The sequence below is a fragment of the Actinomadura bangladeshensis genome (genome assembly GCF_004348335.1).
Taxonomy (GTDB): domain Bacteria; phylum Actinomycetota; class Actinomycetes; order Streptosporangiales; family Streptosporangiaceae; genus Spirillospora; species Spirillospora bangladeshensis.
Genome location: NZ_SMJW01000047.1, coordinates 1 through 25,386 on the forward strand (window position 1 = coordinate 1; position 25,386 = coordinate 25,386).

Annotated in this window: 20 protein-coding genes; 6 read left to right on the forward strand and 14 right to left on the reverse strand. The window is 72.0% G+C overall.

Translation table 11 applies throughout. The annotated features are described in order from the left end of the window. The 3 genes from E1284_RS11975 to E1284_RS11985 form a co-directional block, all read right to left on the reverse strand. Positions 1-355, reverse strand: a 355-nt coding sequence (locus E1284_RS11975; protein WP_131939117.1) for a hypothetical protein, incomplete at its 3' end; no start/stop codon positions are given. Continuing rightward, on the reverse strand, positions 352-2,025 hold the full coding sequence (locus E1284_RS11980) for a hypothetical protein (RefSeq protein WP_131939118.1): 1,674 nt from the start codon (positions 2,023-2,025) through the stop codon (positions 352-354). The genes E1284_RS11980 and E1284_RS11975, both read right to left, overlap by 4 nt. Further along, complete coding sequence (locus E1284_RS11985) at positions 2,022-3,068, reverse strand: tRNA nucleotidyltransferase/poly(A) polymerase family protein (protein WP_243714424.1); 1,047 nt, start codon at positions 3,066-3,068, stop codon at positions 2,022-2,024. The genes E1284_RS11980 and E1284_RS11985 overlap by 4 nt, the downstream gene beginning before the upstream one ends. Positions 3,069-3,299: 231 nt before the next feature. Here E1284_RS11985 and E1284_RS11990 point away from each other — a divergent pair, with 231 nt between their 5' ends. Beyond that, positions 3,300-4,241 carry a hypothetical protein gene (locus E1284_RS11990; RefSeq protein ID WP_131939120.1) on the forward strand — a complete coding sequence of 314 codons (942 nt, stop codon included), beginning with the start codon at positions 3,300-3,302 and terminating at the stop codon, positions 4,239-4,241. Positions 4,242-4,337: 96 nt separating this feature from the next. On the opposite strand, the gene E1284_RS11995 is transcribed toward E1284_RS11990, so the two are convergent. The 5 genes from E1284_RS11995 to hflX form a co-directional block, all read right to left on the reverse strand. Next, complete coding sequence (locus E1284_RS11995; RefSeq protein ID WP_243714422.1) at positions 4,338-6,395, reverse strand: ComEC/Rec2 family competence protein; 2,058 nt, start codon at positions 6,393-6,395, stop codon at positions 4,338-4,340. A 446-nt stretch (positions 6,396-6,841) separates the two neighbouring features. After that, the gene (locus E1284_RS12000; RefSeq protein WP_131939122.1) at positions 6,842-7,543 is read right to left on the reverse strand and encodes a ComEA family DNA-binding protein; all 702 of its coding nucleotides are present in this window, start codon (positions 7,541-7,543) and stop codon (positions 6,842-6,844) included. 119 nt (positions 7,544-7,662) lie between these two features. Further along, a complete protein-coding gene (locus tag E1284_RS12005; RefSeq protein ID WP_131939123.1) occupies positions 7,663-8,508 on the reverse strand; it encodes a DegV family protein in 846 nt (281 codons plus the stop codon). 33 nt (positions 8,509-8,541) lie between these two features. After that, complete coding sequence (gene hutI / locus E1284_RS12010) at positions 8,542-9,756, reverse strand: imidazolonepropionase (RefSeq protein WP_131939124.1); 1,215 nt, start codon at positions 9,754-9,756, stop codon at positions 8,542-8,544. A gap of 464 nt (positions 9,757-10,220) precedes the next feature. Next, complete coding sequence (gene hflX, locus E1284_RS12015) at positions 10,221-11,666, reverse strand: GTPase HflX (RefSeq protein ID WP_131939125.1); 1,446 nt, start codon at positions 11,664-11,666, stop codon at positions 10,221-10,223. Between the two features lie 223 nt (positions 11,667-11,889). On the opposite strand from hflX, the gene aceB reads away from it, so the two are divergent. The 5 genes from aceB (at position 11,890) to E1284_RS12040 (ending at position 18,419) form a co-directional block, all read left to right on the forward strand. Further along, positions 11,890-13,497, forward strand: a complete 1,608-nt coding sequence (gene aceB / locus E1284_RS12020) for a malate synthase A (RefSeq protein WP_131939126.1) — start codon at positions 11,890-11,892, stop codon at positions 13,495-13,497. Positions 13,498-13,630: 133 nt separating this feature from the next. Continuing rightward, a complete protein-coding gene (locus E1284_RS12025; protein ID WP_131939127.1) occupies positions 13,631-15,079 on the forward strand; it encodes an FAD-linked oxidase C-terminal domain-containing protein in 1,449 nt (482 codons plus the stop codon). Next, positions 15,079-16,275: an FAD-binding oxidoreductase gene (locus E1284_RS12030; protein ID WP_131939128.1), complete on the forward strand. Its 1,197-nt coding sequence runs from the start codon at positions 15,079-15,081 to the stop codon at positions 16,273-16,275. The genes E1284_RS12025 and E1284_RS12030 overlap by 1 nt, the downstream gene beginning before the upstream one ends. Then, positions 16,275-17,561 carry a (Fe-S)-binding protein gene (locus E1284_RS12035; RefSeq protein ID WP_131939129.1) on the forward strand — a complete coding sequence of 429 codons (1,287 nt, stop codon included), beginning with the start codon at positions 16,275-16,277 and terminating at the stop codon, positions 17,559-17,561. The genes E1284_RS12030 and E1284_RS12035 overlap by 1 nt, the downstream gene beginning before the upstream one ends. Positions 17,562-17,699: 138 nt before the next feature. Beyond that, the gene (locus E1284_RS12040) at positions 17,700-18,419 is read left to right on the forward strand and encodes a hypothetical protein (protein ID WP_131939130.1); all 720 of its coding nucleotides are present in this window, start codon (positions 17,700-17,702) and stop codon (positions 18,417-18,419) included. Between the two features lie 57 nt (positions 18,420-18,476). On the opposite strand, the gene E1284_RS12045 is transcribed toward E1284_RS12040, so the two are convergent. The 6 genes from E1284_RS12045 to E1284_RS12070 form a co-directional block, all read right to left on the reverse strand. Next, positions 18,477-20,141, reverse strand: coding sequence for an ABC transporter family substrate-binding protein (locus E1284_RS12045; protein WP_243714423.1), 1,665 nt, complete (start codon positions 20,139-20,141; stop codon positions 18,477-18,479). After that, on the reverse strand, positions 20,138-21,868 hold the full coding sequence (locus tag E1284_RS12050) for a dipeptide ABC transporter ATP-binding protein (protein WP_165965225.1): 1,731 nt from the start codon (positions 21,866-21,868) through the stop codon (positions 20,138-20,140). The genes E1284_RS12045 and E1284_RS12050 overlap by 4 nt, the downstream gene beginning before the upstream one ends. Continuing rightward, positions 21,865-22,659, reverse strand: a complete 795-nt coding sequence (locus tag E1284_RS12055) for an ABC transporter permease (RefSeq protein WP_131939132.1) — start codon at positions 22,657-22,659, stop codon at positions 21,865-21,867. The genes E1284_RS12050 and E1284_RS12055 overlap by 4 nt, the downstream gene beginning before the upstream one ends. Continuing rightward, the gene (locus E1284_RS12060) at positions 22,656-23,642 is read right to left on the reverse strand and encodes an ABC transporter permease (RefSeq protein ID WP_131939133.1); all 987 of its coding nucleotides are present in this window, start codon (positions 23,640-23,642) and stop codon (positions 22,656-22,658) included. The genes E1284_RS12055 and E1284_RS12060 overlap by 4 nt, the downstream gene beginning before the upstream one ends. Before the next feature lie 115 nt (positions 23,643-23,757). Beyond that, on the reverse strand, positions 23,758-24,492 hold the full coding sequence (locus tag E1284_RS12065) for a YwaF family protein (protein WP_207923701.1): 735 nt from the start codon (positions 24,490-24,492) through the stop codon (positions 23,758-23,760). 86 nt (positions 24,493-24,578) lie between these two features. Beyond that, positions 24,579-25,271: a FadR/GntR family transcriptional regulator gene (locus E1284_RS12070; protein WP_207923702.1), complete on the reverse strand. Its 693-nt coding sequence runs from the start codon at positions 25,269-25,271 to the stop codon at positions 24,579-24,581. Positions 25,272-25,386: the final 115 nt, after the last annotated feature.

Below are 25,386 nucleotides of genomic sequence, written 5' to 3' on the forward strand. Positions count from 1 at the left end.
CCGTGGGGACTTCGCCGCCCTTGTCGTACGGGAGCAGACGCCACTCCGTGGCCGAACGAGCGCGGAAGCGGGCATGGCTCTTCGCCCAGGCGAACGCCTCGTCGAACGACTCGCGCATCCCGTCGTCGCCGTGGGCTGCGGGCGGGCCCACCAGGCGAGGTTCCTGCGGACGCCGGAACCAGAGCACCTTCACCTCTAACCGCAGAAGTCTTCCGGTGTCGCCCTCGGCGACGACGATGGGCAGCCGTACGACCCGCCGGCGGCGGCGCCAGGGCGGCTGCGACCAGCCGCCGAACAGCCGCGCCGCCAGCGCCCGGCCTGCGGGCCGAGACGATCCCGCCGGGCGCCCGCTCACGCCGAACCGTCCGGACCTCCGAGGGCGGCCAGTAGATCGCGCAGGGCGTCGCGGGTCCGCTCGTCCGCCGCGTGCTCGGCCGACCAGCGCACGGCCTCATGGGTGAAGCCGGACGGATCATCGACGAGCCCGGCGCCCACGGCAATGGTCAGGCGGTCGCGCCACGTGCCCACGCTCAGTGTGCCCTCGGCCGCGTCGTGCGCCCAGCGCAACGGGATGACGCACTCGCGTGCGGAGCCGTCACCGAGCCCGTGGAGAACGAGTTCCAGCCATCGGCCGTCGGCTTCCCGAGATCCCACGGACGCGCTCACGTAGAGCCGCCCATCACCGGCCTCGTAGGCGTTCACCTCCAGATCGAGGTCGGGTACGACCAGCAGCCTGTCGTCCCTCGGCTCCTCCTCCGCGTCGCTCGCCAACGCCGACTCGAGCCGCCGCGGCTTCGAGGTGATCACCTCGAACGGGGCGGTCCGGGAGTCCCGGCGGCGCGGTGCCGGACGCACCTCGTACGGCGGCGGGGAGTCGACCTCGAGCCGCATCCGCCCGGCGGTGAGCCACCCGAGGTAGGTGACGGCGCCCCGGTCGGCCTCGGGACGCACGAGAACGGGCACGTCCCCGACCGGCGGCGTCACCTGCAGCGCCACCTCGCCCGTGTCCTCCTCCTCGGTGACGCTCAGGCGCAAGTGGAGCCCGCCGCTGTCGGCCGTCCACTCCCCCGGCCCCACGGTCGAAAGCTCCCTCAGCCACTCCGACACGGTCTCCGCGAACGCCGGGGCCGCCTCGGACGGCGGGGTCTGCGGCGGACCGGACGCGATCGCCGCGCCGGGCGCGGACGCCGGCCGGTCCGCCGTCGCGAAGTGGGCGTCCAGTCGCTCGGGCGCGGACGACGCGGCGGACGTCAGCCGGGTCGTCGCCTCCTGCCCGACGGCGCCCATGGCGGGGTCCGCGGCGGTCAGCCGCCGGGTCAGCGCCGCCAGCGCCCGGAGGGTGCGCGCCGGGAACAGGGCGAGGTCGGCGCCCGCCAGTTCCTCGCACAGCGCGATACCGCCGTGGTCCGCCAGCCCGGGCGTCCCGTGGTCGCGCAACCAGAGGTTCAGCTCGTCCATCGCGTCGCTGAACGCCGAACCGGTCGGCGCGAACCAGTGCGCCAGCACTTCGGCGGACGCGCCGCCGCCCGCGTCGATGGCGCCGCACAGGTCTCCGGCCAGCCGCTCGACCAGCTCCCACGGCAGGACGTGGAACACCTCGGCCGCCGGGTCGCCCTCCTGGCGGAGCCGTTCGACCAGCGACCATCGCAGCGCCGCGGACTCACCCGCGAGGACGCGCAGGTCGTCCGGCTCCGGGCGCACATCGGGCCACGCCTCCTCCAGCCGCTCGACGACCGCGATCGCGGCCTCGCCCACCGGCACCGGCACACCCGCGTCCGTCAGTTCCGCGACGACCTCCGGGGCCGTCCCGCCGCGGATCAGGCACAGCGCGCCCACCCGGTCGCCCGATGCATCGAGCAGGATCCGACGGCGCTGCCAGCCGTCCCGGAAACGAGGTTCGCCGCGGGCGTCGGAGTCGCGCCTGCCTCGATTGGGCTCCGCCCAGGGGTCCCACGAGCCGGTGCCGTCCCGGTTGAGGACGACCTCCGCGACCCATTCGCTCAACGGCCGGTGCGGGCTGCTCATCGTCCGCTCCTGACGTCCAGTTCCGCGAGGAGCCGGACGGCCATGGGGCCGATCTCCTCGGCAGCCGACCTCCTGGCTTCCGCGGAGTGGTCCTTGAGATAGTCGTCGCGGATCTCGCGGAGTTTGTCCCACTCGGCGGCAGAGAGCCTCGCGAACAGATCGTCCGGCAGCCCGGCGGCCCACCTCATCGGCTGTGCGACGCGGATGCGCAGTCCCTCTCCCCGCCATCGCGCGACGAACTTGACCAGCCGCAGCAGGATGCCGACCTGCTCGAACGGCACGTCATGCCGGTACGGAACCCACAGTTCCCGCACGGAACCGTCGCCCACGTCCGAGCCCAGGTCCGCCAGGCCGCGCAGCGTCGGGTCCAGAACCAGTTCGTGGCGCGGGTCGTAGTGGATGCTGTTGACGCTCAGATCGCGCGTCTCGGCGTCGCGTTGGAGGTCACCGCCGGACACCCGGAAGGGGAAGCCCCGCAGATCGAGCGCCTTGTACTCCAGCAGCGCCTCGTCCTCCCCCCGGAACCGGGCGGAGCAGACCTGCCCGCCCGACACTTTGATCCGGAACGGCCTCCTGGTGCCCATGCCGGCCAGTACCTCGCGCACCAGCGTGGCCATCAGCCCCGGCGGCGCCGTCCCGGCGAAGTCCAGGTCGTTGACCTTCGCCTCCGCGCCGTCCGCGATCAGGTCCCGGACCGACCCCCCGACGGCCCAGATCAGGTGCCCGAGCTCCCACACCCGGTCGAACAGCCGGGTGAAGAAGGTACCGGCCGGATCGGGCGCACCGCCGGTCAGCCGCCCGATCAGCTCCGGCAGGCCCGCCGCGACCGCCGCCACGTCGCTGATCATCTCGGGGCGCCGGCGCGGCGGCAGGTGCCCGCAGCGCTCGGCCCGGTCCGCGCACTCCTGCAGCAGCCGCACCGGAACCCCGTCATCCCCGTCGAGCAGCACGTGATCGCAGAATCGGTCCGGCACCCCGGTCCCGGCCGGCGGTCTGTAGACGAAACCGATCACCCGGCGGTCGTCGATCCGGTCGTCAACCATCACCGCGGGCGTGTCCCCCCGCACATACCGGCCGGAAAGCGCCAGACCAGTACCCGATTCCCGCATGCGGCCCCTCGCTATGCTTGAAGGCGGTTCAAGGCTCATCCATCACCGCGCGATACCCGTGACCACGTCGACTGCCCGCTCCCCTCGCCCCCGACTGGACCCACGCCCCCGCCCGTGGCCGACATGGATCCGATGACCGCATCAGAACATCCACTTGTCGCAGATATGTCGCACACGGCCTCCGGGAGCCCCGACGGCATCCGGGCCACCGGCCGATTGCTCGCCTCACTCCTCACCCAGCGCGGCCCCTACCGGCGGCGCTGGGAACAGCGCCTCGGCCGCGCCCTGCCGGACGGCGCGCTGAACAAGGCCGCCGTCGCCAAGGTGATCGCCGCGCACCTGTGGGACACCGGAGAGCGCCCCGACACCGATGCCGGCCTTCCGCGCAAGATCAAGGACCGCGTGTACCGGGCCCTCTCCGGCGAGCTGATCAGCGCGGAGACCCTCACCTGGTTCGTCGAAGCCTTCGACATGGCCGGCGACGACCGCGATCGGCTGTGGACGCTGCGCTTTCCCGACGCCGCCGGGCCCATCGGCCCGGTGGTCGACAGCCTGCGCCACCCCCAGTTCGTTCCCCTCCCCCAGCGGCACCGCACCATCGCCGTCTTCGAACGCCGGCTGATCGGCGCCGACGGAACGGTCATCGGCCACCGGACGACCTCCGCCGTCCTCGCGTGCGAGGACGGCGTCACCGGCTACCCCTACCGGCTGGTGCGCGGCGCCCGCGCGGTCCGCGTCCGCCACGGCGGCCGGGTCACCACGCGGCATGAGTTCTCCGGGGCGGCCCCGGTCATCGAGATCACCTTCAACACGCCGCTGCGCAGAGGACAGGTCGCCTCCCTGGAGTACGACGTCGAGTTCGCCCGCCAAGCGCAGTGCAGCTCCGAGTATCGGCGGGTGGCCCACTCCCGCTGCGAGAACGTCGACATCATCGTTCAATTCGCCCCGGAACACCGTCCGAGCCAGGTGTGGTGGACGGTCTGGGACAACTACCGCGGCGGCGAGATCGTCCACCAAGAACCGGCACCACTGGACGTGGAGACCTGCGCCCACCGCTACGTCCCGTACATGGAGCACGCTGCAGCCGGCTTCCGTTGGATCTGGTGACACAGCGGAAGCCGTCCGTTCAGCGCAGCGCCTGATGCGTAAGGGCCGTGCCCTGCTCCGCACTGGGCGCGAATGGATCGGAGCACGGAACCGGCTTCAGTGGCGGGGGACGGCGGCCACCGAGGTGGCGGTGCGGACTATGGCTATGTCGCCTTCCCGGTCGGTGCGGTGGACTTGGGTGTGGAGGCGGCGGAGGAGGGTGACGGTCAATGGGGACGGGTGGCCGTAGTCGTTGTCTTCGCCGACGGAGATCAAGGAGATGGACGCGTGGGCGGCGGCGAGGAAGCGGGGGTCCTGGCTCGGGGAGCCATGGTGCGGGACCTTGAGGACTTGGACCTGGGGGACGGTCGCTTCCAGAGCACGTTGGGCCTCCGTTTCGATGTCGCCTGCGAGGAGTGCGCTGAAGCCCGGTTTCCGGGCGACGAGGACGACGCTGGCGTTGTTGATCGTGGTGCCGTCGTCCCCCGGTGAGAGGGCCGGCGCGGCGCTGAGCGGGGCGAGGATGGTGAGGGTCAGGTCGCCCACGCGCCACTGCCGGCCTGGTTCGGCGCGGAGGGATGGGAGCCCTGATGTCCAGCGCGCCTCGCGGCCTGAGGTGAGGGGTGTCGTCAGCACCCCGTGGACCGTGCGGTGGCGGCGGACGCCGGACGTGCCGTTGATGTGGTCGGCGTGCGGGTGGGTCAAGATCAGGAGCGGGACGTCCGTCACGTGGAGGCGCCGCAGGCAGCGGTCGACGGGGCCTGGTTCCGGGCCCGTGTCCACGACGACGGCCTGGCCGGGGCCGGCGGCCAGCACCAGAGCGTCGCCCTGGCCCACGTCGCAGGCGACCATCTGCCATCCCGGCGGCGGCCAGCCGGGGGCCGTCACGCGTAGGGCGATGACGGCGATCAGCACGCCGGTCACGGCAGCGGCGGCGATCAGGCGCAGGCGGCGGCTGCGCAGGACCAGTACCGCGACCGCGCCCGCCGCCAGGAGCGTCGCGGCGCCGAAGGTTCCGCCGGTCCAGGGGAGGGACGCGTAGGGCAGTGCCGCGGCGGTGCGGGCCACCCGGATGATCCAGCCGACGGCCAGGCCGGCGGGCCAGACGACCAGCCGGGCGAGAGGCGGCGAGACGAGGGCGGTCACGGCGCCGAGCGCTCCGAGGAGGGTCGCGGGGGCGACGGCGGGCGCGGCCAGCAGGTTCGCGACGACGGAGACGACTCCCACCTCGCCGGAGAGCATCACCAGGACCGGCGCCACGGCGACCTCGGCGGCCGCCGTGACGGCGAGGGCATCGGCGATGGGGCCCGGCAGCCGGCGCCCGAGGCGCTCCCGCCACGGCGGGGCCAGGACCAGCAGCCCGGCCGTGGCGAGCACCGAAAGCGCGAAGCCGTAGGAGCGTGCCAACTCGGGGTCGATCAGGACGAGGAGAAGAACGGCCGCGGCCAGTGCCGGAAGCCCCTGGCGTTCCCTGCCGGTGAGCAGCGCCAGCAGGCCGATCATGCCCATGACCGCCGCTCGCAGGACGCTCGGTTCCGGCCGCGCGACGACGACGAAGGCCAGCACCGCGAGGACGGCCACGGGCGGGGCGCGGCGGCGGCCGAGGCCCGCGAGGCGGCACAGCCCGAGGACCGCGCCGACGACGATCGCCAGGTTCGCGCCGGACACGACGAGGAGATGGGTGAGCCCGGCGGTGCGGAAGTCCGCCGCGAGCGCGGGGTCGAGGCGGGAGGTGTCGCCGACGACCATGCCGGGCAGGACACCGCGCCGGTCGGGCGGCAGCCGGTCCACCGCCGCCCGCAGCCTGGCCCGCAGGTGCTCGGCGGCCCGCTGCGGCGCGGACGGCGGGCCGAGGACGGCGGGCGGCCCCCGGACGATCACCACCGCGGACAGCAGGCCGCCCCCCTTGGGCGGCACGAACCGGCCGCGCAGCCGCACCCGCTGGCTGGGAACCAGGCGCAGCCATCGAGGATCGCCCGCGATGAGCAGCACCGGGACGCGGACCTTCACCCGCCGCACCGCCTCCGCCCGCGCCCGGATGGTGATGACCCGCCGGGCATGACCCGGCCTCGCCCGCGGGTCGCCGGTCACCACCGCCTCGGCCGTCGCGAACCGCCCGCCGCGCGCCAGGTCGTGCACCGGCCCGCCGCCCACGGCCGTCGTCCGGAGCGCCACCCCGCACGCCGAAGCCGCCGCACACGCCAACACGACCCCGACGACGACCCGCCGCCCCGCCACTGCATGGCCGCGATGGCGCTGCGCACCAGAGTCCGCACCCGCGCCGCGCGCACTCGACCGTCCGAGCCATGAGAGAACCGGGGGTGTCGCCGCTTCCCCGCGTCCCGCCGGCCGCCCTTCGAGACCCCGCGGGGAGCCCTGGTCTGCTCGGTGGTGGTGATACTGCGTTGTGTTCCGCTCAGGGGGCGGTGTGGCGGCGCTCCTTCCGCCGGGGCCACCACGTTCAGGTGACTTGGGGTGCGGGCGGCGGGGGGCTAGCAGGTAGAGGGACGTCAGGGCTGCGGTGGCGGCCAACGCGTAGGTGACCTGTGGAGGGAGGCCCAAGGTTGTGGCGGCAGTCAGCCAGGTCGCCAGGGCCGGGGCCAGTAGGCGGATGTCGCGGGTCATACCCGGACCAGGGGCTTCAGGTCGGCGAAGCGGTGGGCGCCTATGCCGCTGACCTCCTGGAGTTGGTCGACCGAGCGGAAGCCGCCGTGCTGGGTGCGGTAGGCGACGATGCGCTGGGCCAGGACGGGGCCCACGCCGGGGAGGTCGTCGAGCTGGTCGGCGGTGGCGGTGTTGAGGTCGAGTGGCGTGCCGGGCGCACCGGAGGCGGACGCGGCGGGTGCCGGTGCCGGGGCGGGGCGCGGGATGCCCACCGGGATCTGTTCGCCGTCGACGAGCTTGCGGGCAAGGTTGAGCGTGCCCGTCTCGGCGCCCCGGCGGACGCCGCCGGCGGCCTTGATCGCCTCCGCGACCCGGGAGCCGGACGGCAGGGTGACCACGCCCGGGTGCTTCACCTTCCCGAGTACGTGGACGACCACCGGGGAGGAGGCCGCCGCCGGAGTCGCGGAGACGGCGGGGCCGGAGTCGGTGAGCGTGGCGCTCGCCATCGGGGTCGCGGACGCCTGCGGGCGCGGGCGTGCGAGCCACAGGTAGCCCGCCGCGACCAGGGCGGCGACCACGCCGATGAGGATGAGCGTCCGGACGTGGGACCGTTCGGGTGCCGCGCGTAAGCGGGCCGCCGGCGGTGCGTCGGGTGGCGGGCCGGGCGGCTTCAGCCTCCCCATGAGAGTGTGCAGGCGGTCCTGCGTGTCGGGCCTCATGCCGTCCGACGTTATGGACGTGCGGGGAGCGGTCGCGGCGCGTTCGGGAATTGTGGACAACTCCCGGTCAGCGGCGTCCGGAAGCCACACCGGCGGCGGCCAGGAGGTGGAGGGCCGCGTCAAAGGTGCGGGGCCACCACCACGCCGAGCATGCCGGGGCCCACGTGGGCGCCTATGACAGGGCCCACCTCGCCGACGTAGACGTCCTCCACATGGGGCACGCGTTCGCGGAGGCGGGCCGCAAGGGCCTCGGCGCGGGCCGAGGCGAACAGGTGCTGGACACCCAGGTCGACCCGGCGCTCACCTGCCTCCGCGACGGCGAGTTCCTCCAGCCGGGCAAGCGCGCGCGAGGACGTGCGCACCTTCTCCAGTGGCGCTATCCGCCCATCGGCGATGTCCAGGAGAGGCTTCACCATGAGCGCCGAGCCGAGGAGTGTGGCGGCGGCGCCGATCCGCCCACCGCGCCGCAAGTGCTCAAGGGTGTCGACGTAGATGAGGGACCGGGTCAGCTCAGCCCGCCGAACCGCGGCCGACGCGGCCGCTTCGGCAGTGCCGCCCGACATGGCGGTGGCCGCCGCGGAGAGGGCGGCGAAGCCGAGCCCCATCCCGATGGTGCCGCTGTCGACGACCGTCACGGGCACCGGTGCGTCGCGGGCCGCGAGACGGGCGGCCTCGACCGTCCCCGACAGGGCCGCGGAGAGGTGCACGGAGACGATGCGGCCCGCGCCCGACGAGGCGGCGGCCTTGTAGACCTGCGCGAAGCGTTCCGGTGCCGGACGCGACGTGGTGATGGGCCGCCATTCCTTCAGCGCCTGCGCGGCCTCGGCGGCGCTGATGTCCCCTTCGTCGCGGGTGGCGCCGCCCACGGCGATCTGCAGCGGGACGACGGTCAGTCCGTGCCGTTCGGCGAGCCCGGCCGGGAGGTAGGCGGTGGAATCGGTGACGACCGCGACCGCACTGCGCATGGTGGCGACCCTACCCGCCACCGGGACGGGACGTCAGGGCTGGACGGGCACGCCGCCGCGCCAGATGCGCAGCGCCCGCAGCCCGAACGCCCACGCGAACGCGCCCTCGTGGTCGGCGTCCCACAGGACGATGTCGGCGAGCATCCCGGGCGCGAGCGAGCCGCGGTCGCCGACGCGCAGGGCGGCGGCCCCGCCGAGCGTGGCGGCGCGCAGGGCCTCGGTCACGCTGAGCCCGAACATGGCGACCGACAGGCCGATGACGAGCGGCATCGAGGTGATGCCGCACTGCCCGGGGTTGTGGTCGGTGCCGAGCGCGACGGTGACGCCGCGGTCGAGCATCTGCCGGACGGGCGCCGGCGCGCGGCTGCTGTTCAGCGAGCTGCCGGGGCAGACGGTGGCGGTGACGCCGGCGTGCGCGAGGGCCTTGATGTCGTCGTCGTTGGCCTGGGTGAGCAGGTCGGCGGAGGCGCAGCCGACCTCGGCGGCGACCTGCGCGGCGCCGACGCGCTCGTTGGCGCAGGCGTGCATGCGTGCCTTCAGCCCGGCGCGCTTGCCGGTGAGCAGCAGGGCGCGGGCCTCCTCGGCGGTGAAGTGGCCCTCGTCGCAGTAGACGTCGATGGAGTCGGCGCCGGCCACGGCGGCGTCGCCGGCCCACAGCCGGACGGCCTCGATGTAGTCGCGGCGGCGGCCGAAGAACTCGGGCGGCAGGATGTGCGCGGCGAGGAACGTCGCGTGGATGCGCGGCATGGACGGCTCGCCCTCCAGCGACCGCAGCATCCGGATGTCGGCGAGTTCGCCGTCGCGGGTGAGGTGGTAGCCGGTCTTGGCCTCGACGGTGGTGGTGCCGGCGAGGATCCACTGGCGGAGCCGCTCGCGGACGCCGTTGCAGAGCGTCCAGGGGTCGGTCCCCCGGGTGACGGTCACGGTGGAGTTGACGCCGCCGCCCGCCGCGGCGATGGCGGAGTGGGACGACCCGCTGGTGCGCATGGCGAGCTCGGCCCACCGGTTGCCCGCGTAGACGGGGTGGGAGTGCGCGTCGATGAGGCCGGGCGTGACGAGGCCGCCGCCGAGGTTCTCGACGTGGTCGACGTCCACGATGTCGTCGATGATGCCGGGGACGCTCTGCGGGAGGTCGGACGCGGGCCCGGCCCAGACGATCCGGTCGTCGTGGATGAGCACCGCGGCGTTGCTGCAGACGTCGGTGCCCGTCCAGAGCCTGCCGATGTTCGTCAACAGCCGTACCGTCATAGGGTCACCGACCTGCGTGGAGGCGTGCGCGCTGCCGCGCGGAATGGCGCTGGGGCGAGCCGTCCGCCCTCGTTCCAGTGTTCGGACCTGCCATGGCCACCTGCTCTCGATCCGAAACACCGACTGGGTGCCGGCGACTCTCCGTGGGAGGGTCGGATGGCCGGACGGCCATCGGCGGCAACGAGACCGGAGATATCGGTTTCGTCACGGTAGTGCACCGAAGGCCCGTCCGACAACCTCTCGTCATAGCGCATCGACCACCACCACCCCGCCCCTAGCCCTTAGACCGTACGGATTTCAACCGGTCCGTCAAGCGGATTGGACAAGCTGTCACCGTTCGGCGACCCCGACGGCCGTCCGGCCGGTTTCGGGCCGTCCATGAACGCAATGTAGGACACCACAAAACGTCCGACCTCCGGGTTTCCCCGGAGGCCGGACGCATCGAAACGGTTCAGGCCGTGCGTTCAGGCCGTGGGCGAGGCGGTCTCGTACTGCGCGAGCTCACCGGCGAGCCCGGCCGGCACGCGGGCGTGCAGGACGGTGCCCTCGGCGATGTGCTCCTGCTTGAGCACCTCGCCGCGCTCGTGCATCTGCGCGACGAGGTCGCCGCGCTCGTACGGCACGAGGACGTGGAGCTCGCTCTCCAGCCCCGGCAGATCGGCTTCGATGGCCGCGCGCAGCTCCTCGATGCCGAACCCGGTGCGGGCGGACACGACGACGCTGTGCGGCTCGCGCCGCTGCAGCCGCGCGATCGTGAGGTCGTCCGCCGCGTCGGCCTTGTTGATGACGATCAGCTCGGGGATCTTGTCCGCGTCGATCTCGCGCAGCACCTCGCGGACGGCGTCGATCTGCGCCTCGGGGTCGGGGTCGGAGCCGTCCACGACGTGCAGGATCAGCCCGGCGTCCGTGACCTCCTCCAGCGTCGACCGGAACGCCTCGACGAGCTGGTGCGGCAGGTGCCGGACGAACCCGACCGTGTCGGCCAGCGTGTAGACGCGGCCGCCGGGCGTCTCGGCGCGCCGGACGGTCGGGTCCAGGGTGGCGAACAGCGCGTTCTCCACCAGGACCCCGGCGCCGGTGAGCCGGTTGAGCAGGGACGACTTGCCGGCGTTGGTGTAGCCGGCGATGGCGACGGCGGGCACGGCGTTGCGGCGCCGCTCGCCGCGCTTGGTGTCGCGCGCCTTGGACATCCCGGCGAGCTGCCGGCGCAGCTTGGCCATCCGGGTGCGGATCCGCCGCCGGTCCAGCTCGATCTTGGTCTCGCCGGGGCCGCGGCCGCCGATGCCGACGCCGCCCGCGGCGCGCCCGCCGACCTGCCGGGACAGGTTGCCGCCCCAGCCGCGCAGCCGCGGCAGCAGGTAGTTGAGCTGCGCCAGCTCGACCTGCGCCTTGCCCTCGCGGCTCTTGGCGTGCTGGGCGAAGATGTCGAGGATCAGCGCGGTCCGGTCGATGACCTTGACCTGGACGGTCTCCTCCAGGTGCCGCAGCTGGCTCGGGGCCAGCTCGCCGTCGCAGATGACGGTGTCGGCGCCGGTGGAGATCACGACGTCGCGCAGCTCCGCGGCCTTGCCGGAGCCGATGTAGGTGGCCGGGTCGGGGCGGGACCGGCGCTGGACGAGCCCCTCGAGCACCTGCGAGCCCGCGGTCTCGGCGAGCAGCGCCAGCTCGCGCAGGGAGTTGTCGGCCTCTTCGGCCGTGCCCTCCGTCCAGACGCCCACGAGGACGACCCGCTCCAGCCGCAGGGCGCGGTACTCGACCTCGGTGACGTCGGTCAGCTCGGTGGACAGGCCGGCGACGCGGCGGAGCGCCCGGCGGTCCTCCAGGTCGAGCTCGCCCGTCATGGGCTCGTACTCGAACTCGTCCTGGGCGGTCTCGAACTCGGTCTGGTCTGAAGAGAAAGGTTGAGTCATATGTCCTCGGTAGAACGCCGCCTCGCGGCCGTATCTTCCCGGCGATCGTCTCACGCACCGTCCCCACTGGTCACCCGGTTATCACCATGGTTTCCGCCCTGGGTTGACCTAAGCGCGCGCGGGGAGGTCCTCCGAGTGCACCCGCTTTGACCGCGCCTCGTACCGCCGAGTACCGTTCTCCACGTAACAGAAGTGAAATTTCACCATACGAAAGGGCAGGCAGATGGCTGGACTGGAAGGCATCGAGGTCACCGGACCCCTCGGCGATCGGTACGAGGAGATCCTGACCCCCGAGGCGCTCGGCCTGCTCGCCGCCCTCCAGCGCGAGCTGGGCGCCCGCCGCAAGGAGCTGCTGGAGGCCCGCGCCGAGCGCCAGCGCCGGCTCTCGGCGGGCGGGACGCTGGACTTCCTGCCGGAGACCGCGAACGTCCGGGGCGACGACTCCTGGCGCGTCGCCGAGCCCGCGCCCGGCCTGGTGGACCGCCGTGTCGAGATCACCGGCCCCACCGACCGGAAGATGACGATCAACGCGCTGAACTCGGGCGCGAAGGTGTGGCTGGCCGACTTCGAGGACGCCAACACCCCGCTGTGGACCAACATGATCGAGGGCCAGCTCAACCTGCGGGACGCCCTGGACCGCACCATCGACTTCACCGACGACAAGAGCGGCAAGACCTACGCGCTCAAGGCCGACGAGGAGCTCGCGACCATCGTCGTCCGGCCGCGCGGCTGGCACATGGAGGAGAAGCACCTCCTCATCGACGGCGAGCCCATGTCGGGGTCGCTGTTCGACTTCGGCCTGTACTTCTTCCACTCGGCGCGCCGCCAGCTGGCCAAGGGCAAGGGGCCGTACTACTACCTGCCGAAGATGGAGAGCCACCTCGAGGCGCGGCTCTGGAACGACGCGTTCAACCTCGCCCAGGACCACCTGGAGATCCCGCGCGGCACGATCCGCGCGACCGTGCTGATCGAGACGATCCCGGCCGCGTTCGAGATGGAGGAGATCCTCTACGAGCTGCGCGACCACTCGGCGGGCCTGAACGCCGGCCGCTGGGACTACCTGTTCTCCGTCATCAAGAAGTTCCGCGACCGGGGCGCCGAGTTCATCCTCCCCGAGCGCAACGCCATCACGATGACCGCGCCGTTCATGCGCGCCTACACCGAGCTGCTCGTCCGGACGTGCCACAAGCGCGGCGCGCACGCGATCGGCGGCATGGCGGCGTTCATCCCGTCCCGCCGGGACGAGGAGGTCAACAAGGTCGCGCTGGAGAAGGTCCGCGCCGACAAGACCCGCGAGTCGGGCGACGGCTTCGACGGCTCCTGGGTCGCGCACCCCGACCTCGTCCCGGTCTGCCGCGAGGTGTTCGACGGCGTCCTCGGCGACAAGCCGAACCAGCGCGACCGGCTCCGCGAGGACGTCAACGTCTCCGCCGCCGACCTGCTGAACATCAAGGACACCCCGGGCGAGATCACCGAGGCGGGCGTCCGCAACAACATCGACGTGGCGCTGCGCTACCTCGCCACCTGGCTGGACGGCGCCGGCGCGGTCGCGATCCACAACCTGATGGAGGACGCGGCCACCGCCGAGATCTCCCGCTCCCAGGTGTGGCAGTGGATCTACAACGGCGTCTCCACCGCCGAGGGCAAGAAGATCACCAAGGAGTGGGTCGAGCAGCTCCTGGAGGAGGAGCTCGGCAAGATCCGCGCCGAGCTGGGCAAGGCGTACAACGAGCCCCGCTACAACCAGGCCGTGACCCTGTTCAAGGAGGTCACCCTGGCCGACGAGTACTCCGAGTTCCTGACCACCCCGGCCTACCAGCAGTTCCCGTAAGCACCCGGAGACGGCGTCCCGGGCGGCCGGCGGCCGCCGCGCCGGCGGCCCGGGACCCCGGGTGCCGGGAAACGTTTTCTCGGCTTCCGGCAGGATCTTGCGGCCGGTTCGCGGGCGGGGGATCGTGGAGAGGATGGAGACGATGCTCACGGCGCTCGAGGCCCGGCTCACGGCGATGCTCGGGGCGGACCGGGTGATCACCGATCCGGTGCGGCTGCGCACGTACGAGTGCGACGGCCTCACCAACCACCGGTCGACGCCCGGGATCGTCGTGCTGCCCGACACCGCCGAGCAGGTCGCGGCGATCGTGCGCGAGTGCGCGGCGGCGGGCGTCCCGTACGTGGCGCGCGGGTCGGGGACGGGCCTGTCCGGCGGGGCGCTCCCCCGCGCGGACGGCGTGCTGATCGTCACGTCCCGGATGCGCCGGATCCTGGAGATCGACATCCCCGGGCAGCGGGCCGTGGTGGAGCCCGGCGTGATCAACCTGGACGTGACGCGGGCCGTCCGGCCGTACGGGTACTACTTCGCGCCCGACCCGTCCAGCCAGCAGATCTGCTCGGTCGGCGGGAACGTGGCGGAGAACTCGGGCGGGGCGCACTGCCTGAAGTACGGGTTCACCGCGCACCACGTCCTGGCCTGCGAGGTCGTCACGCCGGACGGCGAGCTGGTCGAGCTGGCGGCGGACGCGCCCGGCTACGACCTGCTCGGCGTGTTCGTGGGGGCCGAGGGCACGCTCGGCATCACCACCAAGATCACGGTGCGGCTGACGCGCGTCCCGGAGACCGTGCAGACGCTGCTGGCGGCGTTCGACTCGGTCGAGGCGGGCGGCACGGCGGTGTCGGCGATCATCGGGGCGGGCGTCGTCCCGGCGGCGATCGAGATGATGGACGCCCTCGCCATCGAGGCGGCCGAGGCGGCGGTGCGCTGCGAGTACCCGGCGGGCGCCGCGGCGGTGCTGATCGTGGAGCTGGACGGCCCGGACGCCGAGGTCGCGGCCCAGTTCGCCGAGGTGGAGCGGCTGTGCCGGGACGCGGGCGCGTTCGAGATCCGGATCGCCGCCGACGACGCGGAGCGGGCGCTGATCTGGAAGGGCCGCAAGTCGGCGTTCGCCGCGGTCGGGCGGATCAGCCCCGCCTACCTCGTCCAGGACGGCGTGATCCCGAGGACGGTGCTGCCGCAGGTCCTGGCGAGCATCGACGCGCTGTCGGCCGAGTCGGGCGTGCGGGTGGCGAACGTGTTCCACGCGGGCGACGGGAACCTGCACCCGCTGGTGCTGTTCGACGACGCGGAGGAGGGCGCCGAGGAGCGCGCGGAGACGGTGTCGGGCGCGATCCTCGACCTGTGCATCCAGCACGGCGGTTCGATCACCGGTGAGCACGGCGTGGGCGTCGACAAGGCCCGGTACATGCCGCGCATGTTCACCGACACGGACCTGGACACGATGCAGATGGTCCGCTGCGGGTTCGACCCGGCGGGGCTGTGCAACCCGGGGAAGGTCTTCCCCACGCCGCGGCTGTGCGGCGAGGTGCCCGGCAAGCGCAAGGGCCCCCACCCGTACGAAGGAAAGGCGGACATCTTCTGATGCGGCCCCTGGACGCCCTCGCGAAGGTCTGCGCCGACGTACGCCCCGGTGAGCCGGCGGAAGGCGTGCTCGGCGTCGAACCCGCGCTCGTCGCCGCCCCGAAGGACCTCGCCGAGGCCGCCGACGTCATGCGCGTCGCCGCCGAGAAGGGTCTCGCCGTCGTCCCGCGCGGAGCCGAGACCCGCCTGGACTGGGGGACGCCCCCGGAGCGCTGCGATCTGCTGGTCGACACCCACCGGCTGGACAAGCTCATCGAGCACACCGCCGGCGACCTCGTCGCCAAGGCGGAGGCCGGGCTGCCCATGGAGGTGCTGGCCGAGCGGCTCGCCGAGCACCGCCAGCGGCTCGCGCTGGACGTCCCGCTGCCCGGCTCAACGGTCGGCGGGACGATCGCGAGCGGCGCCGCCGGCCCGCTCCGCACGCTGTACGGGACGCCCCGGAGCCTGGTCATCGGGCTCACGGTCGTCCGGGCGGACGGCCAGGTCGCGCGGTCGGGCGGCAAGGTCGTCAAGAACGTCGCCGGGTACGACCTGGGGCGGCTCTTCTCCGGCTCGTTCGGCACGCTGGGCCTGATCGTGGAGGCGACGTTCCGCCTGCATCCCGTGCCCGCCGCGTCCACGTACGTGACGTGCGCCGTAAGCGGCCCGGAGGATGCGCACGACGCCGTCCAGAGCGTCCTGCACTCCCCTGTGGCGCCCAGTGCGGTCGAGTACATCGGCCCGGGTACGGTTTCGGTCCTTCTCGAAGGCGTACCGGACGGTGTCGCCGCGCGCGCTCGGCAGACGGCAGAGCTGCTCGGCGAGAACGCCGAGATCACCGATTCCGCGCCGGACGGCTGGGGACGCTACCCCGACGGCACCACGCTCATAGACATAGGCGCCCCGCCGCCTGCGCTCCCCGAGTTGCTCACCCTGCTCGGACCGGAGGTCGCCCTCACCTGGAGCGGCAGCGGGCACGGCCACGTGGGTCTGGCCGCTGAGACGCCGCCAGACGAAGTGGCGGACGTCCTAGGGCGACTACGTGACGTGCTGGGGCGGCATCGGGGCCACGCCATCGTCCGCTACGCCCCCGAAGGGGTGCGCGGCGAGATCGACCTGTGGGGCCCGGTGCCCGCGCTCACGCTGATGCGGCGTGTGAAAGACCAGTTCGACCCGGATCACAGGCTGTCCCCCGGCCGGTTTGTGGGAGGTATTTGATGAGTGGCCAGGACGACCTCCCGAATCTCCTCAACGACTGCGTCCACTGCGGTTTCTGCCTGCCCACATGCCCGACGTACGTGCTGTGGGGCGAGGAGATGGACTCCCCCAGGGGCCGCATCCACCTCATGCAGCAGCACGTGGAGGGCGAACCGCTCAGCGGGCCGATGGTCGAGCATTTCGACCGCTGCCTCGGCTGCATGGCGTGCGTGACGGCCTGCCCGTCCGGTGTCCAGTACGACCGCCTCATCGAGATCACCCGTGAGGACGTCGAGAACGAGCACCCGCGTTCGCTGAAGGAGCGGGCCATCAGGGAGATGGTCTTCCAGCTGTTCCCGTACAAGCGGAGGCTGCGCGCTCTGCGCGGCCCCCTGCGCGCGTACCAGAAGTCGGGTCTGGAGCGTCTCGTCCGGCGCAGCGGGATCCTGGAGCGCCTGTCGCCGTCGATCGCGGCGATGGAGCGGCTCGCCCCGCCCCTCGGCAAGGCTCCGCGGCTTCCCGAGCGGGTCGCCGCGCGGGGCGGGCGGCGCGCCACGGTCGGGATGCTCACCGGCTGCGTGCAGAGCGAGTTCTTCCCCGGCGTCAACGCGGCCACGGCCCGCGTCCTCGCGCTGGAGGGCTGCGACGTCGTCATCCCGCGGGACCAGGGGTGCTGCGGGGCGCTGTCCATGCACTCCGGGCGCGCGGACGAGGCCCGCGCCTTCGCCCGCCGGACGGTCGAGACGTTCGAGGCCGTCGACGTCATCGTGGTGAACTCGGCGGGCTGCGGCTCGGCGATGAAGGAGTACGAGGCGCTGCTCGCGGACGACCCCGCGTGGGCGGAGCGCGCCAAGGCGCTCTCGGCGAAGACCCGGGACCTCGCCGAGTACCTCGTGGAACTCGGGCCCCGCGCGGAACGGCGGCCACTTCCGGTCACCGTCGCCTACCACGACGCGTGCCACCTCGCCCATGCCCAGGGCGTGCGCAGCCAGCCGCGCGCGCTGCTGGCCGCGATCCCCGAGCTCACCGTCCGGGAGATCGCCGAACCGGACATCTGCTGCGGATCCGCCGGAACCTATAACCTGTTCCAGCCGGAGGCCGCCGGCGAACTCGGCGACCGCAAGGCGGTGAACGTGGACGCCACCGGAGCCGAACTACTGGTCGCCGCCAACCCCGGCTGCTCGATGCAGATCGCCACCGCGCTGCGCCGGCGCGGCGCCGGCATCGCGGTCGCGCACACCGCGCAGGTGCTGGACGCCTCCCTGCGGGGGCTCGGCCGCGACGCCCTCGTCGCGCGCCGTTCGTAACCCGCGACCCCGGATCACCGCCGATCCGGCCGTCCCGCCGATCCGGGCGTCCGGTATCGTGTGCCAGCCGTCGCCGACCACAGCACGATAGGACGCGCTTACTGAGCCTGCAGCAGGCCCGAGGGAGCACGCACCATCATGTCCAACAGCTATCAGCCGTACCGATCGCACCGCCGGAGAAGGAAGACCAGCGCGGGCAGGCTCGGCCTCGCCGGGGCCGTCACCGGGGCCGTCGGGATCGCCGCGATCGCCGCCGGGATCGTCATCCTGCGCCCCGGCGGGGGCGGCGCCGAGGAGGCCGCCCGGCCGTCGCTGGCGAGCCAGGGCGACAGCGCCCATCCGGGCTCCGCCGCCCCCGCGCCGAAGGCCGGCCCGCCGGTGAACTTCACGACGCCGGAGGGCTACGGCTACAGCCTGGCCGCCGTCCGCGCCGGGACCGACCGGCAGCCGCTCGGCGCCACGAAGGCGCCGCCGTCCGGGACGACGTACGCCTACGCCGACTACGTCCTGACGAACACCCAGCGGCGGGCCGTCCTGCTGGACTACCCGGCCGACCTGTTCATGCCGAAGTCGAAGGTGCCGAAGTCGGCGCAGGAGCGGTGCATGCCGCAGGCCGGCATCCCCGACGACATGTGCACGCTCCCCAACCACAGCAGGATCACCGCCCGGATCGACGGGGCGAAGGCGCCGGTCGAGGACAGCGGCAGCACGATGATGCCGGCGGGCGCGTCCTACGTGGTCCGGATCGCCTCCGACCTGCCGGTCAACGACGACCTCTCCGCCGACGACCTGCGGTTGTACGTGTGGAACGCGCGCTACACGAGCGACCGCAAGGGCATCCGGCTCGCCTTCCCCTGACCACCGAGCCTCGACCGCTCGGAGACCTGACCGGCTCAGGGCCGGCAGGTGCGCTGCTCAGCGCCTCGTGAATCCGATGTTCTGGTAGGCGGGCTCCAGGAAGCCGCAGGCTCCCAGGTTGGCCAGGTCTGAGCGCGCGGCGACGAGTTGCGGGCGCTGGTACAGCGGCAGCACCGATGCCTGCTGCCAGATGAGCCGGTCGGCTCTGTTCACGAGGGCGTGGATTCGGGGCGGGTCGGTTTCGGCTATGGCCTGGTCCATCGCCGTGTCTATGGCGGCTGTTCCGGTGCGGGAGTAGTTCTGCTGGACGCGGCCCTTGCGCGGGCTCGCGAACACGGCTCGCATGGGCGAGACGGGGAACGATGTGCCGAGCCATGAGAACGGAACGATGTCGAAGTTCCCTTGCGTGACGTAGGTATCGAGCGCGTCGTCGGCGGGGATTGGCCGGATGTCCACCCGGACGCCTATGCGTTCGAGCAGTGCGCGTGTCAGTTCCCCTTCGCGCTTGCTCACGGGCACTCCGGACGGAATCACGAATCGGAGCGCCAGCGTGCGTCCGGACTTGGAGCGGTACTTGCCGTGGAGGTGCCAGCCTGCTTCGTCCAGTAGTTGCTCGGCGCGTGCGGGGTCGTACTCGCCGAGTACTGAGGAGTTGTCCTGGTAGCCGTTCTGCGTGTTGACGTAGAAGTGGTTCCCGAGTGTCTGGACGGGGACGCCGAGGCCGGACAGGTCGGACCGGGCGATGACCCGCCGGTCGATGCCGAGCATGACCGCCCGCCGTACGCGCACGTCGGACAGGGCGGGGGCGGCGGCGTTGAAGGTGAAGTGCCGCCAGTCGGGGCCGCCCGCGCGGCGGACATCGGTGCTTGGGACGTTCTGGACGCGTTGCATTGCGGCTGCGTCGAGGCCGATGTCCATCAGGTCGATCTCGTGGTTGGCGAACGCGCCGGGCATGGCGCTCGTGTCCATGGCGCGGTAGACGATGCGGCCGAGTTTGGCGGGTGGGCCCCACCAGGATGGGTCGCGTACCAACGTGAGGGTCTTGTCCGTGCGGTCGATCCGCTGGACTTTGAACGGGCCCGCGGTGACGGGCAGTCGGTTCATCCAGGCGGTGTTGAACGCGCGTGGGGTGGAGTAGGCGGCGGCCGGATAGAGCGGGCTGAACAGGCTCCGCCAGTCGGCGTACGCCTGGGCGAACGTCACCTTCACTTCGTTCGGGCGGATGCCTCGTCCGATGTGCTTGATCAGGCGGTATCCGGAGACCGTGGAGACCTCGTAGCGCGAGTCACGTCCGGAGAGCGCGTGGGCCTGGGCTACGAAATCCTCGTATCCGAGGGGGCTTCCGTTGGACCATTTGGCCTGAGGGTTGAGCTTGTAGGTGACGGTCTGGCCGTGCTTGGTGCGCTTCAGCGTGGCCGATTCCAGGTACTCGGGGACGGGATGTGGGACGGACTTCTCGTCGGCGCGCATCAGATACGGCATGACGCCCTGGATGACATGCTCCACGGCACCCTTGGTGCCGTTGACATGGTTGAAGTTCCACTGGGACGGAAAGTCCGGCAGGGGCCAGCGGAGCGTCCCGCCGTTCACGATGCGGTCGCGTGGAGTGGGGTTGACGTCAGAGGCCGGCAGTTGCCCGAACGCGCTGTTCTTCTCGCTCGGGTCACCGCAACCGGTCATGAGGACGAGGGGCAGGAGGGCTGCGCCGAGGATCCGTTTCACTGCGTGGCCCTGGCTCCGATGCGGGGATGGTGGCAGGCGACCGATCGATCTAGGTCTTTCGAGGGCGCTGGATCCTGTTCGTCGCACAAGCGGGCGTCCTGTCTGGCGAGCGTGACGTAGCGGGGGCACCGGGAACGGAAGCGGCATCCGGCGAGGGGTGACATCGGGTCCGGTGGTTCTCCCTGGAGAGGGGCGCGATGGAGCAGTGCGTGGGTGTACGGGTGGGCCGGCGCCTGATACACGTCGCGAGTCGGTCCCAGTTCGACGATGCGGCCCATGTGCATGACAGCGATCCGGCCAGCGATGCGGTGGACGAGAGCCAGATCGTGGACGACGAGCAGATACGCCAGGCCCAGACGGTCTTGGAGGCTTTCCAACAGGGCGATGATGCTGGACTGTGTGGATGCGTCCAGAGCCGACACAGGTTCGTCCAAGAGGAGCAAACGCGGTTCCAGGGCGAGGGCTCTGGCAATGGCCACGCGTTGCCTCTGCCCACCTGAGAGCGCGTGCGGATAACGCCGTGCGTGGTCGGTTCCCAAGCCGACCAGTTCCAGCAACTCCCTCACGCGGCTTCCGGTCAGCGAGGACGGGCGCCCATGCGCGGTCAGGGGCTCGGCGATGATGTCGTCCACGCGCATCCGGGGGTTGAGTGATGCGACCGGGTCCTGAAACACGACCTGGACGTCGCGCCGCAGGACCTTTCGCCGGGCTGCGCTCAGGGATGCCGTGTCCTGGCCGAGGACGGCCACTCGTCCCCTCTGCGGCTGCGACAAGCGCAGGATCTCCATCAGGGTCGTGGTCTTGCCACATCCTGACTCGCCGACGAGCGCGAGGGTCTCGCCTTCCCGGACGTCGAATGCGACGCCGTCCACGGCACGCACGCTTCCCCTTCGGCGACGCGGCAGCGTCCCCTGGAAGACGGGGTAGTGCCGGGCAAGACCGTCCACCCGCAACACAACAGGACGCTCAGGCCGAGGCTTGGACGCCTCTTTCCCGCCCAAGCGGGAGATGGACCTCAACTCCCGGCATACCCGCCCTGCCGGACCGGTCTCGACGGCCCGTCCCTCACGCAGCACCATCACTCGATCGGCGAAGCCGTCGAGCATCCGCAGGTCATGCGTGATCAGCACGATCGCGGCACCGGTCGCGTCCTTCGCAGCCCGGAGCACATCCAAGACCTGGGCTTGGACGGTCACGTCCAGCCCGGCCGTCGGCTCGTCCGCCAGGATCACGCCCGGACGGTTCGCGATGGCCATGGCGATCATCACGCGCTGCCGCATCCCGCCGGAGAACTCGTGCGGGTACGCGCGCACCCGCCCTGCCGGGATCCCCACCAGATCGAGCAGTTCCACCGCCCGCGCACGCGCCGCCGCACGCGTGACACTGGAGTGGGCACGGACGGCCTCAGCGATCTGGCCCGCCACGGTGTGAACGGGTGTGAGCGCCGACTCCTGGAACACCATCGCCAGGTCCCTGCCGCGTACACGAGAGAGTTCGGCATCGGAGCGCCCGATCAGTTCCTCCCCGCGCAGGCGCACCGATCCGGTCACTCCGGCGCCGTCCGGGAGGAGCCCCATCACCGCGAGTGCGAGCGCGGTCTTCCCCGCTCCCGATTCACCGACGACCCCGAGAACCTCGCCCGCCCCGACCTCGAAGCTCACCCCTCGCACGGCGCGGACACCACCCGCGTGGCCGACCGCCAGGTCGGTGACCTCCAGCACGGTCAACGCCCGGCCTGGAGGGGATCGAGGACGTCCCGCAGGCCATCGCCGAGCAGGTTCACAGCGAGGACGATCGCGACGAGCAGCCCGCCCGCGGCCATGAAGGGCCATGCGGCCACCGCGCCCCGCCCGTCCGCGATGATCGTGCCGAGCGAAACGTCCGGCGGGCGCACGCCGAGGCCGAGAAACGACAGCCCGCCCTCAGCGATGACCGCGACGCCGGCGGTCAGGCTCGCGTCCGCGATCAGCAGCGAGGTGACCTGCGGCAGGACGTGCCGGACGATCGTGCGCGGCGCGCCCACCCCCGCGAACCGGGCGGCGAGCACGTAGTCTCGCCTGCGCGCCGACAGGGTCATCGCCCGCACCACCCTGGCGGTGAGCATCCACGTCAACGCGGCGAGCACCGGTGCCAGCATCGGCCATGCCCCGCCCGGCGCCAGAACGGCGACGACGAGCAGCGGCGGCAACACCAGCAGGAGATCGACGCCCCACATCAGGGCCCGATCCAGCAGCCCGCCCGCGAACCCCGCGACGGTACCGACGACGGCGGCCAGCCCGGTCGCGAGCAAGGCGGCGAGAAGGCCGATCACCAGCGACTTCTGCGTCCCGCGCAGCGTGAGCGCAAGGACGTCCCGTCCGCTCTGCGTCGTCCCGAGCCAATGCCGTGCGGACGGCCCGCGACCGAACGCCGTGAAGTCGATCTCGTCCCAACGCCAGGGCGACACGAGCGGCCCCGCGAACGCCAGCACGAACACCGACACGAGCAGCACGAGACCGACGGCACCTCGCCGGGTCACGGGGTGGCCCCGAGCCGGACGCGCGGGTCGAGCAGGCCGTTCAGGACGTCCGACACCAGACCGGCCGCCCCCACCGTGCAGGCCGCGACGCAGTCGATCGCCGCGACCGCGTTGACATCACCGCGCGCGATCGAGTCGACCAGCCACTCCCCCATGCCGTGCCGCCCGAAAGCCTTCTCCGCGAACACCCCGCCGAGGACGAGCAGCCCCGACGCGTAAGCGGAGTACGTCGTCATCGGGACGAGCGCGGTCCGCAGCCCGTGCCGCACCAGCGCGCTCCGCCTTCGAAGCCCTTTGGCCCGCGCGGTCCGGACGAAGTCGGCGTGCAGGACGTCCAGCACGAGGGCACGCTGGTAACGGCCGTACAGCGCGGCCTGTGGCACTGCGATCACGGTGGCCGGAAGCAGCAGATGCCGAGCCTGGTCAAGCACACCGAGCACGCCCGGCTCCCCCGGGGCGGACTCACCGACCCACACGAACACCCGCGCACCCATTGCACCGTTCACCATGACGGCGATCGTCTGCAACAGCACCGCCAGGACGAACACGGGAACGGCCAAGAGCAGATAGGACCCGCCCGTGATGAACCGGTCGGCGACTCGTCCGCGCCTGGCCGCCGCATACGTGCCGAGCAGAACTCCGAGGACGCCCCCGAGAACACCGCCGGGAACCAGCAACCGGAGGCTGACGGCAAGACGACGCCATAACTCCGCGTTGACAGGCTCGCCCTCCTGCGTCCGGCCGAAGTCACCGTGCAGGACGTTCCAGGCCCACGTGCTGTAGCGATCGAACAGCGGAGTCCGGTCGTTGAGGTTGAGCGCGTTGAGCCGAGCGTCGACCACGGCTTCCGGCGGACGCGGCGTGCGCCCTTCGAACCCGGCCCGCGGATCGAGCGCGGCGGCAGCAAGCAGGTAGGCGAGGCTCCCGGCGACGACCACCAGCACTCCGCGACTCACCAGCCGCCGCAGCAGAAACCCCGCCAATGCCCTACCTCCCGGACCACCCAGCACAGAGCACGGAATGCTACCGATCGATCACACACCGCGTAGGAAAATCACAGGAGTCGAGAGAACCGCGCCCTTCGGACCCTCGTCCATGTCAGCGGGCGGGCCGTTCTCCCTCGGCGTCCGCACGAGTCCAGGGCCAGGTGATCAGGGCCCACCCGAGCAGGATGATCACAATTTCGGCCAGCACGTACCACGGCCAGGGGCCCATCAGATCCAGCACCGAGCCGGTGCCGGGCTTGGCCCTGAGGAAGCCGTAGTTCGTCCCGGCGATCAGGTTGAAGGTGAACGTGGCGACGGCCCACACCACGGTGGCGGCGACGGCGAAGCGGTAGCCGCCCCAGTCCGGCCGCATGCCCAGCCCCCAGGTCAGATACACGGCGGCCCACAGGACCAGCAGGTGCCTCCCGAAGAAGCCCAGATAGTCGATGCCGGGGTAGTCCGGGCCGTGCAGCGCCGGTGTGAGCAGGGCCTGCACCGCCAGGGTCAGGCCCCAGTAGTACGTCAGCGCGAACCAGCGCCGGCCGAGGGTCCACAGCGCGCCGGCCGCGGCCGCCCACGCCAGGTCGCTCAACTGCAGCGGCAGCGACCCGCCGATGCTCCACCGGCCGGGGAGCAGCGTGTACGCCTTGGTCCCGATCACCACGTACATGATCGCCAGCGCGTACGCCTGCCCGAAGCCCCTCGCCCGGTCGCCGGACTCCCCGGGCCCGGCGCGCTGCGCCCGGCCGAGCGGCACCAGCACGGCGCATCCGACCGCGAACAGCCCTATCGCCGCCCAGTGCGATGGCCCGTACGACACGAATCGGCCGTCGGCGGTCAGCAACACCTGATCATGCTAACCGCGCGGGACGGGCCGCGCGCAGGCCGTCACCGCACCCGCGACCGGCTCAGGCGGTCCCCCACATCGGGGATCTAGCGCCTGTTCGGTGAGCGGCCGGCCCGGGACCGCTTCGCGAGGTCGCTCTCGAAGCGCTCAAGGCTCAGATGGGCCATGACGAGCCGCTGCGCCTGGGCGACGTTGCCGGTCCGCATGCTCGCGAGGATGGCCACGTGCTCGGCATGCCATTCGGCGTGCCGGCCGACGGTCGCCTTCAGGCCCGAGGAAAGCCTGACCCAGGCGTCGCGCAGCCGCTCCTCGATCTCGCAGAGCCACGTGTTCCCCGACATCGACGCGATGGCGAGTTCGAAGGCGAGCGGCTCCCAGACGAAGGAGGAATCCTCCTTCAGGTTCGCCCCCTGCTCGTCGAGCATGGCCGCGAGGGCGTCGAAGTCGGCATCGGCGCCGCGGTGCGTCAGGGCGGTGACCGCCGCAAGTTCCACGCCCAGCCTGGTCTCGACGAGGTTGCGGAGAGCGTGCTCCTCCCGGGTGTCGAACATCGCCCGGCCGGGCTCGCCGTCAGCGGAGTTCGCGGTGACGTACATGCCGTCGCCGTGCACGACCTCGATGCTGCCCATCGCGGAGAGGACCCGCACCGCCTCGCGCAAGGACGACCGGCTGACCGAGAGCAGTTCCATGAAGACGCGCTCGGGGGGCAGCCTGTCGCCGGGTCGCAGATCGTTGTCGGCGATGTAGGCGCGCAGTTCCTCGACGACGCGCTCGGCCACCCGGCCCTTCCGCCTCGAGTGTGGGGCTCCTGCGGGTTCGGTGCCGGGCTCGTCCATGACAGCCACGACAGTAGGAGCCCGGCCTGCCTCTCGCAACCCGCCCCGCCGCTCACGC

What these genes read in the sequence shown, in the direction of transcription:
- E1284_RS11980 (WP_131939118.1), bottom strand. Translation starts at nt 2,025, where the DNA reads ATGAGCAGCCCGCACCGGCCGTTGAGCGAATGGGTCGCGGAGGTCGTC.
- E1284_RS11985 (WP_243714424.1), bottom strand. Translation starts at nt 3,068, where the DNA reads ATGGTTGACGACCGGATCGACGACCGCCGGGTGATCGGTTTCGTCTAC.
- E1284_RS11990 (WP_131939120.1), top strand. Translation starts at nt 3,300, where the DNA reads ATGTCGCACACGGCCTCCGGGAGCCCCGACGGCATCCGGGCCACCGGC.
- E1284_RS12000 (WP_131939122.1), bottom strand. Translation starts at nt 7,543, where the DNA reads ATGAGGCCCGACACGCAGGACCGCCTGCACACTCTCATGGGGAGGCTG.
- E1284_RS12005 (WP_131939123.1), bottom strand. Translation starts at nt 8,508, where the DNA reads ATGCGCAGTGCGGTCGCGGTCGTCACCGATTCCACCGCCTACCTCCCG.
- hutI (WP_131939124.1), bottom strand. Translation starts at nt 9,756, where the DNA reads ATGACGGTACGGCTGTTGACGAACATCGGCAGGCTCTGGACGGGCACC.
- hflX (WP_131939125.1), bottom strand. Translation starts at nt 11,666, where the DNA reads ATGACTCAACCTTTCTCTTCAGACCAGACCGAGTTCGAGACCGCCCAG.
- aceB (WP_131939126.1), top strand. Translation starts at nt 11,890, where the DNA reads ATGGCTGGACTGGAAGGCATCGAGGTCACCGGACCCCTCGGCGATCGG.
- E1284_RS12025 (WP_131939127.1), top strand. Translation starts at nt 13,631, where the DNA reads ATGGAGACGATGCTCACGGCGCTCGAGGCCCGGCTCACGGCGATGCTC.
- E1284_RS12030 (WP_131939128.1), top strand. Translation starts at nt 15,079, where the DNA reads ATGCGGCCCCTGGACGCCCTCGCGAAGGTCTGCGCCGACGTACGCCCC.
- E1284_RS12035 (WP_131939129.1), top strand. Translation starts at nt 16,275, where the DNA reads ATGAGTGGCCAGGACGACCTCCCGAATCTCCTCAACGACTGCGTCCAC.
- E1284_RS12040 (WP_131939130.1), top strand. Translation starts at nt 17,700, where the DNA reads ATGTCCAACAGCTATCAGCCGTACCGATCGCACCGCCGGAGAAGGAAG.